This is a genomic window from Paenibacillus sp. 11B (genome assembly GCF_030487755.1).
Classification (GTDB): Bacteria; Bacillota; Bacilli; order Paenibacillales; family Paenibacillaceae; genus Paenibacillus; species Paenibacillus vandeheii.
Genome location: NZ_JAUKNS010000007.1, coordinates 200,346 through 212,583 on the forward strand (window position 1 = coordinate 200,346; position 12,238 = coordinate 212,583).

Genomic DNA, 12,238 nt, shown 5'->3' on the forward strand with positions numbered 1-12,238 from the left:
CATGTTAAAGAAGAAAAAAATACGTCTGAGAACCAAAAGAGCTCTGCTTACTCGGGGGGCCCGTCTGCGCAAAATCCGTAAACTGCGTGCGGTCAAAGGCAAACGTGTACTGCATAAACGTACTCTCAAAGGACGCAGTGCGTGGCTCAAAAAAAAGAAACGTGCGGTACGACGGCACCGGAGTGTGAAACCTGCACAACCGTTCGTCCCGGCTACCCCTACCGATCCGAACCCGGACAGCGCCTACAGCCAGGGGTACAACGAGGCGTACAACGAGGGATTCAACGCGGGTTTCGCCAAGGGATTCGAGGACGGACATCAGCTGGCTTACAAAGCGCAATAACCGAATAGGTGTGCATTTTCTAAATAGTTAGATACATCCCAGTGTATGACGATTGCCCGGGGGGACAGATCCCTCCGGGTTATTTGTATCGCCGCAAAAGCGGACATGCCCGTGCAGGCGGATGTGGAGGGCAGACGCCAATTTTGCGCCTTGCAGGACACCCGTCCATGATGCATCTGACCCCGGGGCATATCCTTTAGAGGGAACACCAATCTCGGGGAGAATCTGACAATGGGATCTCCTGAAGGAAGACAGGGTGAAGGATGTGGCAAAACGAAGACACCGACCGCCCACAGAAGCGGCGACGGCTTACCGTGGCGGATATGTAGAAGGCCGCAGATTTGGCGGCTGTCAGGCCATGATGGAGCGAGTGCAGATGTTTGAGCCGACCGTGCGAAATATGAAAGTGCTGTATATTCCACAGGGATTCGATGCCATCGATGAAGGCGTCATTGGAGCTCTGCAGCAATCGGTTCGTGAGTGTGTTGTCGGATCGCCGGCAAACATGCTGCAGGAAGCCAGCCAGCACAGGCCCGATCTGGTACTGGTCATGAATGGACTACACGTATTCCCACCCGATCATCTGGAGCAGGTGAATGGCATAAGGGCACTGGGAATTCGAACAGCGGTATGGTTTGTGGATGACCCGTATTTTACTGAAGATACGACAAGCATCTGTCAGCATTATGATGTCGTGTTCACGCATGAGGAAGCGGCCGTGCCGTTCTATACTGCACATGGAGCGGGTCGAGTGATCTATATGCCGCTTGCAGTGAACCCGGGCATGTTTCAACCCAGACGTACGGCACCACAGCATCAGTATGACATTTGTTTTATCGGCACCGGATTCTGGAACCGAATTGCACTGTTCGACGAGCTGGCTCCTTTTTTGGCGGACAAAAAGGTATTCATTGCCGGCAGCCAGTGGAACCGGCTGAAACGCTTCGACATCCTGGGCCAATTCATCCATGAAGGCTGGATCGATCCTGGAGCGACAGTGGATTATTACAATGGCGCCAAAATCGTCATTAACGTTCATCGGACTTGCGAGAACGGGGAAGACAATCGCAATACACATCATCTTGAAGGTCATTCCATTAATCCACGCACGTATGAAATCAGCGCCTGTGGCACGATGCAGATTACGGATGCACGCCAAGATCTGCCACGCTACTACCGGCCCGGGTATGACATCGAAACCTTTACAACGGCGGCAGAACTTCAGCACAAAATCAAATATTATCTGCACCATGAAAAGGAACGGCAAGCGCTAGCCTGGCGTGGACTGCTCACCACGTTGAACCAGCATACGTTCACCCGTCGTATCGCTCAGCTGCTGGAGCACGTGTAAATCTCTTTCTGCAGGACAGCAGAGTTAGAGAACCCTATCCCAAAAATAAAAGGAGTGGCGGTATGTCTCTCAAACACCGTAAAACGAGAAAGTTTCATGCACCAGTGCTCAGTCTGGCTGACCAAGCACGCAAAAACGGGCAACATGCCGGATATGATGCGGGCAAGGAAGAAGGATATCTGCGCGGCCGTGCCAACTATATTGTCAATTGTGCACAGGAGCCATTGCCGTTCCGGCAGCTTCACGTGCTGTATGTATCTTCGGGCAAAGGATTCCCATATTCCCCACTGGATGAAGCCATCATGGCAACATTGCAGGGTATGGTTGCCCAGGTAACTCTTTCCGACCCGCGTCAGCCTGTATCTGAAATTGCGCTGCAAACCCGCCCTGACCTGGTGCTTGTGCTGGATGGCATGGATATTCCGCTGGAACATCTGGATGCGATTCGTCAAGCAGGCATTAGGACAGCAATTTGGCTCACGGATGATCCGTACTATACGGATATGACACTTGAGACAGTACAGCATTTTGACCATGTGTTCACATTGGAGCTGAACTGTGTCGAGTTGTATCGACAAAATGGCTGCCCTTCTGTTCACTACCTGCCCTTTGCTGCATTCACCAACCACTACTTCCCGATCACTACTCCATCTCCATTGCACCGGGATGTCAGCTTTATCGGTTCGGCTTACTGGAACCGGGTGTATTTCTTCAATCCGATCATGGCACAGCTGATGTCGCACAATACCGTATTTAATGGCATCTGGTGGGATCGCTTGCCTGACTATGCCGCTTACGGCGAGAAGATTGAACTGGGTCGCTGGATGAGTCCGCAGGAAACGAACGATGTCTATAACGGTACCAAAATTGTCATCAACCTTCACCGCTCCCACGAAGACGATTCCGTTAACAACAACCATGTTAAAATTCAACCAGCCTCCCCGAATCCGAGAACATTTGAAATTGCGGCTTCGACGACTCTTCAGTTGACCGATGCGCGGGATGACCTGGCACGTTTCTATAAACCGGGTGTGGAAATCGAGACTTACTCTTCCCCTCAGGAGCTGCTCGATAAGGTTGAATACTATCTCCATCATGAGAAAGAGCGCCGTGAGATTGCACTTCGAGGACTGGAACGGACATTGAAGGATCACACGTATGGCAAAAGAATCAACGAACTGCTGAGTATTATATTCCCATAATCCTGTCCGGAAGGAGGTGTGCACAGAACCCTGCATATTCGTATTCAGGGTCCGTGCAGCCATGGCGACTAAACCCAAACTCATGTTGTTTTCCCATGTGTGCAACACCCGCAGTATTACGGGCGCGGAGAAGCTGTTGCTTCATTTTATGAGGGAGATGGGTTCCGTCTTCGATTGTGTACTCGTCGTTCCTCAGGAAGGAAAGCTCGCCGGACTTGCACGGAGATTCGATATTCAGGTCAAAGTATGCTTCCTGCCGATGCTTCACGGTGTGTACACACCTTACCGGGGGATTGCAACGGATGCAGAACAGCTTCGTCATAAGCCAGATTACCAGGACGTGGTCTCCCTTATCCGGGAGACTGCACCTGATCTGGTGTTAACGAATACCTGTGTCAATGTGATGCCTGCCGTAGCAGCGAAGTCTCTGCAAATTCCGGTGATTTGGAAGATTACCGAAATTATTGAGTTGAATGAACATACAAACGAAGCCATACAGATGATTGGGCGTTACTCGGACTGGATCATAGGTATATCCGAAAGTGCCGTAGCGCCATTCAAGCAAGCCGGCATGAGTGCCAAATTGACCGTGATCTCCCCAACCTGGGACCCGGCCTTGCCGGCTCCGGAGCGGTGGGTTCATCTGAGAGAACGCAAACGCAAAGAGCTCGGTTTCAAGTCATCGCAGATCTGTATTGGTTACATCTCTTCCTTCATATATGATGCCAAAGGTCTGAAACCTTTTGTAGATATGGCTCTGCAATTGTGTGAAACCCATCCACGCTGCCGTTTCTGGATCATTGGTACATCAGCGGACAAAAAGTACTATGACGAATGTGTATCACGGGTGAAAAAATCAGGTTATTATCGCAGATTTACCTTTACGCCGTTTGAAGAGAACGTATCACTGGCCTATACGGCCATGGATATGGTGGTTATTCCGAGCATGGTTAAAGAAGGCTTCGGCATGACCGCGCTGGAGGGGCTTTATTTCGCCAAACCGGTTATTGCCTTTGCCCAGGGCGGACTTAAGGAATTGCTGGAATCGGTAGGCAGTGGTGCATTTTTGGCCCCGGCCGGGGATTACCAAGCGCTTGTCACCTTGGCAACAACCCTGCTAAATGATCCTGAACTGGCCTCAGACACCGGTTGGCGTAATCGGACAGAAGCGGAAAAGCTGTACGGTATTGAAACCTACAGGGCAAAGCTGCATACGATGGTGACACAGTGGTTGATGCGTTTTCCCGGATGGTTTCCGTACATTCAGCCTCCGAATGGGCCAGTGTACGCTTGGGATGAGGGCCGTTTGCGAACCGTGCTGATTCTGGATCCGGCTTCGGTTCGGACACGATTGTTCCCATTGAGTGTGATGCAGGCCTTGCCGCTCTCGTCCTTGCCTCCGCTTGCCATCGGTCAGCCTGTTCATGAAGAATCAGAACCTTACTCAAGCCACAGAACAGGTCGAAGTCGTTATCCGAAATCGCCTCACCGCAGGGGGAGACGTTACCGGTTGAAACGAGGAACGGGAACTGGTGGAAGAAAACTGAAGCCAGGCAAAAAGAAGAAACAGCGTGTGCGTGTGATGCAACCGACTGTTCGCAAACGTGTGCCTGGCAAAGCCAAACGAAGCCGGGTTCGCCGGAGATTATCCAATAGACGATGAAGGCAGGGGTTACGATGAAGATCATGACGGTGCTGGGTACGCGACCTGAAATTATACGGCTCAGCCTGATCATTTCCAAGCTGGACCAGTACGCGTCCAAACATATTCTGGTACACACGGGACAGAACTTCACGGAAAGTCTCAGCGGTCTTTTCTTCAAGGAAATGGGCCTGCGGGCGCCGGACTACGTCCTTCAGGATGAAGCGGCCTCGCTGGGTCGACAGTTATCCTCGATGTTTACGCAAATGGAAGATCTATTACATCAGGAGAAACCGGATAAAGTACTGCTGCTCGGGGATACGAACAGTGCATTATGTGCCGTTCTGGCAGAACGGATGGGCATACCCGTCATTCATATGGAAGCAGGCAATCGATGCTTTGATCTGGATGTGCCCGAGGAGAAAAATCGCAGGGTTATCGACGCCATTTCCACCATTAACATGCCGTATACCGAACAGAGTAAGAAACATCTGGTTAGTGAAGGAGTGCCCAGTCGCCGAATCGTGCTGACAGGTAACCCAATCTATGAAGTGATGCAACACTACGACGCACAAGTGAGTTCCAGCAAAATACTAAAGAAATTGAAGCTGAAGTCCGGGCAATATTTCTTGGTTACGGCCCATCGGGCGGAGAATGTCGACCACCCTCCACATTTGCTGGAAATCATGAAAGGCTTGAACCAGGTCGCTGAAGAACATGCCATGCGAGTCATATGCAGCATTCACCCTCGAACGGCCATTCGAATCGCCGAGCATCTGCAGCTGGAGATGCACCCGCTGGTGGAATTTCACGAGCCATTCGGTTTTTTCGACTTCGTGATGTTGGAACGACATGCACGCTGTGCACTTACGGATAGTGGAACCGTTCAGGAGGAGTGCTGCATCATGGGAGTGCCTACGGTAACCATGCGTCGAACGACAGAACGTCCGGAGACCGTGGATTGCGGCAGTAACGTGGTCTCAGGTCTGGATGCGGAGCGTATTGCGGGCTGTGTGAAAGTAATGACCGAAATGTCAAACGACTGGGATTGCCCACAAGGTTACAAAGCAACCGATGTATCCAGTAAAGTGGTCAAATTTCTGCTTGGAGGGAAAATGCATGTTTGAAAATAAGCGTATACTCGTGACTGGCGGTACGGGATCATGGGGTTATGAACTTGTGGCTCAACTGCTGCCCCAGCAGCCCAAGGAGATTATTGTTTACTCCCGGAATGAGTCCAGTCAAGTGGCGATGAGTCGTGAATTCGAAGACCCGCGCCTTCATTTTCGCATTGGTGATATTCGAGACAAGGATGCCCTAACCGTTGCCTGTCAGCATGTGGATTATGTATTTCATCTCGCAGCGCTCAAGCATGTGCCGGTGTGTGAAGACCAACCGTATGAAGCACTCAAAACCAATGTGATCGGCACACAGAATGTCATTGAAGCTGCGATTGAAAATAATGTGGAAAAAGTCATTTATATTTCGACCGACAAGGCAGCGAATCCATCCAATTTCTATGGCATGACGAAGGCAATCGGGGAGAAGTTAATCGTATATGCCAATCTGCTGCACAGCAATACTCGGTTTGTAACCGTACGTGGTGGGAATGTACTTGGAACGAACGGCAGTGTCGTCCACTTATTCAAGAATCAGATTCGATCCAAAGGTCAAGTATCCATCACGGATATGAAAATGACCCGATTCTTTCTCACCCTGAAAGATGCGATCACATTGCTGTTCAAGGCTTCGGTGGAAAGTGTCGGTGGTGAGATTTTTGTCATGACGATGCCAACCTGCAAAATTGTAGATCTCGCAGAAGTACTGATTGAGGATTCAGGCGTGGAGAATGTATCCATTGTGGAGCGCGGTACTCGGCCTGGTGAGAAGATTCACGAAATTCTGATGAGTGAATTCGAGAGCATGACCACTGTGGTATACGATGAGCAATACTTGGTGATTTTGCCTACACTGGGTATTCCGGGATTGAAAGAGCATTACACGAACTGTCCTCCGGTCTCCTTCAGCAGCTTCAGTTCCGAGCATCAACTGATGAGCAAAGCAGAGATTCGTGAAATTTTGCAACGCGGAGGATTCCTGTCATGAAACTTCTGATACTTGGGGGAAACGGAATGGCCGGCCATATCTTGGTCGACTATTTCCGCCGTCAAGGCGTGCATAGTGTCTTCTACACGACCCGGGATGTATCCGATCCTAACGGTCTGCTGCTGGATGTAAACGACTGCTTCATGGTCGATCGTCTGGTGGAGGCTGTGCACCCGGATGTCATCGTTAATGCAGTGGGTGTATTGAACAGCTTTGCGGATGAAGACAGAATTACCGCTTATCATATTAACGGATTTCTGCCACATCGTCTGCGGCGGATTGCCGATACGATCGATGCACGTCTGATTCACATCAGTACCGATTGTGTGTTTAGTGGGGACCGGGGAGCATACCGGGAGGATGATGTAACGGATGGAACATCTGCCTATGCCATCACGAAAGCACTGGGTGAAGTTCAGGATGCCGGGCATCTGACGATCCGTACGTCCATTATAGGACCTGAAATTCGAAAAGGCGGCATCGGTTTGATGCACTGGTTCATGTCTTGCACAGGCGAGGTTGGTGGGTATACACGTGTCTTCTGGAATGGAGTGACCACCCTAGAACTGGCCAAATGGGTAGATCATTATCTGGCGTCGCCGGTCAGTGGTCTCATCCATCTGGCGCATCCGGTGCCTGTCAGCAAGCACGATCTGCTTGTGCTGTTCAAACAGACATGGGATAAACAGGATGTTGTTATCGTACCTGATGATAGCGTTGTGCAGGACCGCACGTTAGTATCCACACGTGAGGATGTGAAGACAGACCTTCCGGATTATTCTACGATGCTGAAGGAGCTGGCATTATGGATGGAGCAGAGCTAACAGGCAAAAAGGTACTGATCACGGGTGCCTCCGGCTTCACTGGACGGCATGCGGTTGCTTACTTCAGGGCAGTCGGTGCGGAGGTGGCAGCGGTGGTCAGGCGGGTAGGCATACATTCGTTTGGCGATGGCGTGGCTGTACATGTCTGTGATCTTAACGATAAACAGCAAGTCCGTCATTTGATTGATGAGATAAAACCGGATTATGTGTTACATCTTGCAGGCAAAAATTCCGTACCGGATTCATGGACTGATCCGTTGCTCGTACTGGAGACCAATGTGATGGCTGTTCTGTACCTACTGGATGCGCTGAGAAGCTGTCCGGCGGCACGGATCGTAATTGTAGGTTCCCGATTAAAATATACCGCCGAACCCGGTCGTACACCGCAGCCTCCGCATCCGTACAGTCTCAGCAAAGCATTAGAGGAAATGGTATCTCTATCCTGGATGTCTCTCTTTGGACAGCAGATTATGCTGGCTGAGCCGGGAAATCTGATTGGGGCAGGTCCTTCGACGGGCATATGTTCGCTGCTGGCACGTCATATTGTTGCTTGTGAACTGGATGGCAAGACGGAAGCCTTTCGTCTATCCGGCCGGGATAATACCCGTGATTTTCTGGATGTGAGGGATGCGGTCAGAGCCTATGCAACACTGCTTGTTCAAGGCACCATGGGGAATGTATACCCGGTTGTGTCAGGCACGGAGCGCAGCCTCGGAGAGATTGCGGATATGCTGCTTACCATGTCCGAAGCGGAGGTGCCTGTACGATGGGACGGCGCTTCTTCCGGTCCGGACGGGGCAGGAGATCAGCAGGAATTCTCGGCGCTGCGCAAGTTGGGCTGGCAGCCACTGATTCCATTTGCCCAATCTCTTCAGGACATTCTGAGTGATGTTCGTACCCAGCATGGGAGGTCGACTGAATGAATCCGAAAGTGTCCATCGTCATTCCGTTTTACAATTGTCCCTATGTGCCTCAAGCGATCCAGAGTGCACTGAACCAGACATATACCGATGTGGAGATCATTATCGTCAACGATGGTTCTACCCGGCATGCGGAGCTGCTTCAGCCGTATCTTCCATACATTTATGTTCTTGGCAAAAGTAACGGCGGCACAGCTTCGGCTCTGAATCACGGCATCCGTCATGCCTCCGGGGACTATATCGCATGGTTAAGTTCGGATGATCTTTTATATCCGGATAAGATTCGTCATCAGGTTGAATTTATGCAACGGGAGAATGTGCTCATCTCACATACCAACTTTAATTACATTAATGAACATTCTGCGGTGACCAAGCTGAACGGAGGGGCTGACCCGGTACCTGAGCCAGATTGGCTGCGCCTCTTCGTTAATGGTAATCCGGTGAACGGTTGTACCGTGATGATCCGCAAGGATCTGTTCAGTGCGGTGGGATTGTTCGATGAACTGTTGCCTTATACGCATGATCTGGATCTATGGATGCGTATCCTGCTGAACGGTCATCGTTTTCCATATCTGAACGAGTCGCTCACAGCATATCGACGGCATGGAGAAATGGGGTCGGTACGTCATGCGGATTCCATCGGCCGGGAGGCCTCCATGGTGTGGTCCAGATATCGGGAGTCTTTGTTGCAGCGAATTGCTGTGATGGGAGGATAAAAAAACTTGGTGGGGGTTATGGAGGCCGCAGGGTGGCCGAATAACGCCCTCTTTTTTTGTAAGCATATTTCATAATTCACTAAAACTCGCTCCGGGAACAAGATGTAGACGAATAGAAGCATTTCGAGCTGTTTCCTACTGATTGAAAGATGCTCTCTGGATTAATGCAAGATGCTTATTTAAATTGTGGATAATTTATGCGTAGCTATGCCAACAGATGCCTGATACCTATCGGATCTGTCCTCATATAATAGGGGGAATGGGGATTATTTACGCGGAGAAAGGGGAGGACCGAATGGAGCCGAAAGTATCAATTGTCATTCCTTTTTATAATTGCGCGTACATCGAGCAGGCTGTTCACAGCGCCGTTCACCAGACGTATCAGAATATTGAGGTCATAGTGGTAGATGATGGCTCTACGCAGCATGTGGAGCGGCTGCAGCCCTTCATGGATCGCATTCGCTATATTCGAAAAGAGAATGGTGGAACGGCAACCGCGTTAAACGAGGGTATCAAGCAGGCGACAGGAGATTACTTTGTGTGGCTCAGCTCCGATGATGTGATGCTGCTCGACCGGGTAGAGAAACAACTGAAATTCATGCTCGACGTCAAGGCATCATTCTGTCACGGGGCCTATCATTATGTAGATGCAAACAGCGAGTGGATAGACACGGTGAGACCGGAGGTAGGAAGTCGTCTGGAGATGCTTCAGGTGTTGACCGAAGGTTGCCCAATTAACGGCTGTACCGTGATGCTAGAGATGGATGCATTTCGAAAGTTCGGCATGTTTGACACCGATTTTCGTTACACGCATGACTATGAGATGTGGCTGAGACTGTTTCCGCTCTATGAGCTGTTCTATTACAATGAGCCGTTGATGTGTTATCGGGTTCATGAATCCATGGGAACCAAGAAACACTTTGAGGCATTGAAAGCCGAAATGGAGCTTGTTCAAGCGAAGCATCGGCCTGTGCTGCTTAATCTGCTGCAGGTAGGCGGTTATTGGAAGTAGAGAAGCAAAAGCTAAAGTCGTGGGAGCCACGAATGCGTATCGCTAAGCTAGCTAGTGAAACGTAAGATAAAGAGAAAAAGAGGGTATTCGATTGCCGTGGTGGGGGCGGCATGAACGAATATCCTCTTGTTTGTTCCTGTTTGCCAAGTGTCTTGATTCTAGTTATTCTCAGAAGTCAGAATGATCATGGTTGCTGGATCAGGGAAAACATATCCTTTGGGCAGTTTCCTCATTAATTCGTTCATTACAGCGTAATCCACCTCAATATGTGTCGTCGACACTGGGATGGAGAACCAACGGTTATACAAATCACTGGGGACAAGCAATGTCATATTCTCTGACCTCCTAAATAAATGGCTTCCTGGTAAACATGCAGCGTGCGCAATCCCATCTCCTCCAGTGATCGATGTTGTTCAGCCCATGCTTTAGCCGCTGCTCCTACCTTCGCACGGCTGGCATTATCCTGCAGAAGAGCGTTTAACAGTTCACTAAGGGCCTCGACATCCTGCGGTGGCACGACCCAGCCGGTATGTTCAGGCTGCACCATCTCAGGCATACCTGCCGTCCCGCTTACGATGACAGGCAATCCGGCGAGCTGAGCCTCTGTGACCGAGAAAGGCTGCGTATCCTGCAAGCTGGGCTGCACATAAATATCGGCACGACGCAGGAATGAAGGAATGTTGTCGAGTTTACCCCAGAAAACGATGTCACCACCTACGCCAAGATCATTGGCCAGGGAACGCAAATCCTCCATCAGGTTGCCTTCTCCAGCAATCCAGCAGACCCAATCGGATCGGGTCTTCTTCAGGCTGGAGAGTGCTTTGACCAGAATATGCACCCCTTTGATGTGCTCCAGTCTGCCCGTAAAGGCGATCACTTTTTTGCCTGCTGGCTTGCGCTGACGGAACTTGACCGCTGCTTGTGCACGGTAGGCTGGAATATCCACAGCATAAGGAATAATTCGGAATTTTGATTCGGGAACACGGAGGTCCGTAAGTGTGCTCTTAATCCAATGGCTGGAGACCAGAATAAGTTCGGATTGTTCAGCACTTCGCTCTTCTAATGACAGGAAGTATCGTCCGCGTTTGGATTGCATATATTCGGGAAGTGTAAGCTTCGCGTTAGAGTTTTGAGCATCGTAAAAGGCTTCGCGCGCAAGCGCTCCGTGGTAACTTGTGACCAGCGGTGTATTGCGGTTCAATATGCGTTTCATTGCAACGGCAGCGACCGGATCCTGCGCATGGATGACGTCGTAATGATCAACGCCTAGATAGGCAGCACCCATTTCAAAGGCATATCTGTTCAACTCATAATAAGCCACGAGAGAATCGGCAGTGAATTGAGGAAAATCTGTTGGATTAAGCTTGGCTTGAAGCATAGGCCATACCTTATCCTTTGAGAAGGAACGATTTAGATTGCGAATGTACACTTCATTTTTGGCTCCGTTGGTGCCCATTATATCCACCTCTACGCCAAGTGCCATCAGCCTGTCAGCCAGCTGCTTCACATATGTCCATATTCCACCCATCTGTGTAAGCTCCCAATAGGTCACGAGCAGAACTCTCATAGGTACCCCCTTGTCTCGGCCTGCACAGGCCGAGCTTCTATCTATCCAGTCTATGAAAAAAGACAGACGAAAGGGTGGGCGTTTCCGTGGAATTGGTTAAAATGGGTGATTTTAAATAGCAATGGACGAGAGAAGGCATAACATATCTGGAGAAAGGTTCAACTCGCTTTACAGGAGGCGATGTACAGTGGTCGCATTTGTGTTGGAGATTCACGAAAACCTGCTGCAAACCGTTGTTCCGGTGAGATACATGGACATTGAATTGGCATTTGCAGGGAACGACGATGTGGATATATTTGTTGGAGGAGTAAGTTCTACCCGGGGGGAGCTATATCGATACCTTTTTCGGATAGGGGCAGATACAGGGAACTATATTATTCATAATCTGGCGATCTCATCCGATCCGTGCGAGCTGCGTATCATTAGCAACAGTTCTTCACCAAGCCATCTGGTTATTCGCATATACTGCAGAAGTGACCAGGGTCAGACCCTGGGAATACTTTCGGAGCATCAGATGATCAAGATGGCAGATTAGTAAAGCTCACATCGAGAACG

At 50.1% G+C, this 12,238-nt stretch carries 13 protein-coding genes; 11 read left to right on the forward strand and 2 right to left on the reverse strand.

Annotation, left to right across the window (positions count from 1 at the left end; genetic code table 11):
* The first annotated feature begins 1 nt into the window (after position 1).
* The 10 genes from Q0V21_RS26725 to Q0V21_RS26770 all read left to right on the forward strand — a co-directional run bounded on the left by Q0V21_RS26725 (position 2) and on the right by Q0V21_RS26770 (position 10,116).
* Positions 2-343, forward strand: a complete 342-nt coding sequence (locus Q0V21_RS26725) for a hypothetical protein (protein WP_024632557.1) — start codon at positions 2-4, stop codon at positions 341-343.
* A gap of 256 nt (positions 344-599) precedes the next feature.
* Positions 600-1,694 carry a CgeB family protein gene (locus tag Q0V21_RS26730; protein WP_079347553.1) on the forward strand — a complete coding sequence of 365 codons (1,095 nt, stop codon included), beginning with the start codon at positions 600-602 and terminating at the stop codon, positions 1,692-1,694.
* A 62-nt stretch (positions 1,695-1,756) separates the two neighbouring features.
* Entirely contained in the window at positions 1,757-2,896 is a 1,140-nt protein-coding gene (locus tag Q0V21_RS26735) for a CgeB family protein (RefSeq protein ID WP_301881359.1), read from the forward strand.
* A gap of 61 nt (positions 2,897-2,957) precedes the next feature.
* Positions 2,958-4,559: a glycosyltransferase family 4 protein gene (locus Q0V21_RS26740; RefSeq protein WP_079347551.1), complete on the forward strand. Its 1,602-nt coding sequence runs from the start codon at positions 2,958-2,960 to the stop codon at positions 4,557-4,559.
* 14 nt (positions 4,560-4,573) lie between these two features.
* Positions 4,574-5,665 (forward strand): non-hydrolyzing UDP-N-acetylglucosamine 2-epimerase, encoded by a 1,092-nt coding sequence (gene wecB / locus Q0V21_RS26745; RefSeq protein WP_079347722.1) that lies wholly within the window; start codon positions 4,574-4,576, stop codon positions 5,663-5,665.
* A complete protein-coding gene (locus tag Q0V21_RS26750) occupies positions 5,658-6,644 on the forward strand; it encodes a polysaccharide biosynthesis protein (protein ID WP_024632552.1) in 987 nt (328 codons plus the stop codon). Before wecB ends, Q0V21_RS26750 begins: the two co-directional genes overlap by 8 nt.
* Positions 6,641-7,468, forward strand: coding sequence for a dTDP-4-dehydrorhamnose reductase family protein (locus Q0V21_RS26755; RefSeq protein WP_079347549.1), 828 nt, complete (start codon positions 6,641-6,643; stop codon positions 7,466-7,468). Before Q0V21_RS26750 ends, Q0V21_RS26755 begins: the two co-directional genes overlap by 4 nt.
* Positions 7,450-8,391 (forward strand): NAD-dependent epimerase/dehydratase family protein, encoded by a 942-nt coding sequence (locus Q0V21_RS26760; RefSeq protein ID WP_079347547.1) that lies wholly within the window; start codon positions 7,450-7,452, stop codon positions 8,389-8,391. The genes Q0V21_RS26755 and Q0V21_RS26760 overlap by 19 nt, the downstream gene beginning before the upstream one ends.
* The gene (locus Q0V21_RS26765) at positions 8,388-9,104 is read left to right on the forward strand and encodes a glycosyltransferase (RefSeq protein WP_079347545.1); all 717 of its coding nucleotides are present in this window, start codon (positions 8,388-8,390) and stop codon (positions 9,102-9,104) included. The genes Q0V21_RS26760 and Q0V21_RS26765 overlap by 4 nt, the downstream gene beginning before the upstream one ends.
* Positions 9,105-9,399: 295 nt before the next feature.
* Positions 9,400-10,116, forward strand: a complete 717-nt coding sequence (locus Q0V21_RS26770; protein ID WP_301881361.1) for a glycosyltransferase — start codon at positions 9,400-9,402, stop codon at positions 10,114-10,116.
* Between the two features lie 158 nt (positions 10,117-10,274).
* Here Q0V21_RS26770 and Q0V21_RS26775 read toward each other — a convergent pair whose 3' ends face one another.
* Both Q0V21_RS26775 and Q0V21_RS26780 read right to left on the reverse strand, forming a co-directional pair.
* Positions 10,275-10,448, reverse strand: a complete 174-nt coding sequence (locus tag Q0V21_RS26775) for a hypothetical protein (RefSeq protein WP_179132714.1) — start codon at positions 10,446-10,448, stop codon at positions 10,275-10,277.
* Positions 10,445-11,683 carry a glycosyltransferase family 4 protein gene (locus tag Q0V21_RS26780; RefSeq protein ID WP_301881362.1) on the reverse strand — a complete coding sequence of 413 codons (1,239 nt, stop codon included), beginning with the start codon at positions 11,681-11,683 and terminating at the stop codon, positions 10,445-10,447. The genes Q0V21_RS26775 and Q0V21_RS26780 overlap by 4 nt, the downstream gene beginning before the upstream one ends.
* A 187-nt stretch (positions 11,684-11,870) precedes the next feature.
* Between Q0V21_RS26780 and Q0V21_RS26785 the strand changes: the two genes are divergently transcribed.
* The gene (locus Q0V21_RS26785) at positions 11,871-12,218 is read left to right on the forward strand and encodes a hypothetical protein (RefSeq protein WP_301881363.1); all 348 of its coding nucleotides are present in this window, start codon (positions 11,871-11,873) and stop codon (positions 12,216-12,218) included.
* The last annotated feature ends 20 nt before the right edge of the window (positions 12,219-12,238 follow it).

Coding starts and splice junctions, on each gene's coding strand:
- Q0V21_RS26750 (WP_024632552.1), top strand. CDS start 5,658: ATGTTTGAAAATAAGCGTATACTCGTGACTGGCGGTACGGGATCATGG.
- Q0V21_RS26780 (WP_301881362.1), bottom strand. CDS start 11,683: ATGAGAGTTCTGCTCGTGACCTATTGGGAGCTTACACAGATGGGTGGA.
- Q0V21_RS26770 (WP_301881361.1), top strand. CDS start 9,400: ATGGAGCCGAAAGTATCAATTGTCATTCCTTTTTATAATTGCGCGTAC.
- Q0V21_RS26740 (WP_079347551.1), top strand. CDS start 2,958: ATGGCGACTAAACCCAAACTCATGTTGTTTTCCCATGTGTGCAACACC.
- Q0V21_RS26735 (WP_301881359.1), top strand. CDS start 1,757: ATGTCTCTCAAACACCGTAAAACGAGAAAGTTTCATGCACCAGTGCTC.
- Q0V21_RS26775 (WP_179132714.1), bottom strand. CDS start 10,448: ATGACATTGCTTGTCCCCAGTGATTTGTATAACCGTTGGTTCTCCATC.
- wecB (WP_079347722.1), top strand. CDS start 4,574: ATGAAGATCATGACGGTGCTGGGTACGCGACCTGAAATTATACGGCTC.
- Q0V21_RS26765 (WP_079347545.1), top strand. CDS start 8,388: ATGAATCCGAAAGTGTCCATCGTCATTCCGTTTTACAATTGTCCCTAT.
- Q0V21_RS26760 (WP_079347547.1), top strand. CDS start 7,450: ATGGATGGAGCAGAGCTAACAGGCAAAAAGGTACTGATCACGGGTGCC.
- Q0V21_RS26725 (WP_024632557.1), top strand. CDS start 2: ATGTTAAAGAAGAAAAAAATACGTCTGAGAACCAAAAGAGCTCTGCTT.
- Q0V21_RS26755 (WP_079347549.1), top strand. CDS start 6,641: ATGAAACTTCTGATACTTGGGGGAAACGGAATGGCCGGCCATATCTTG.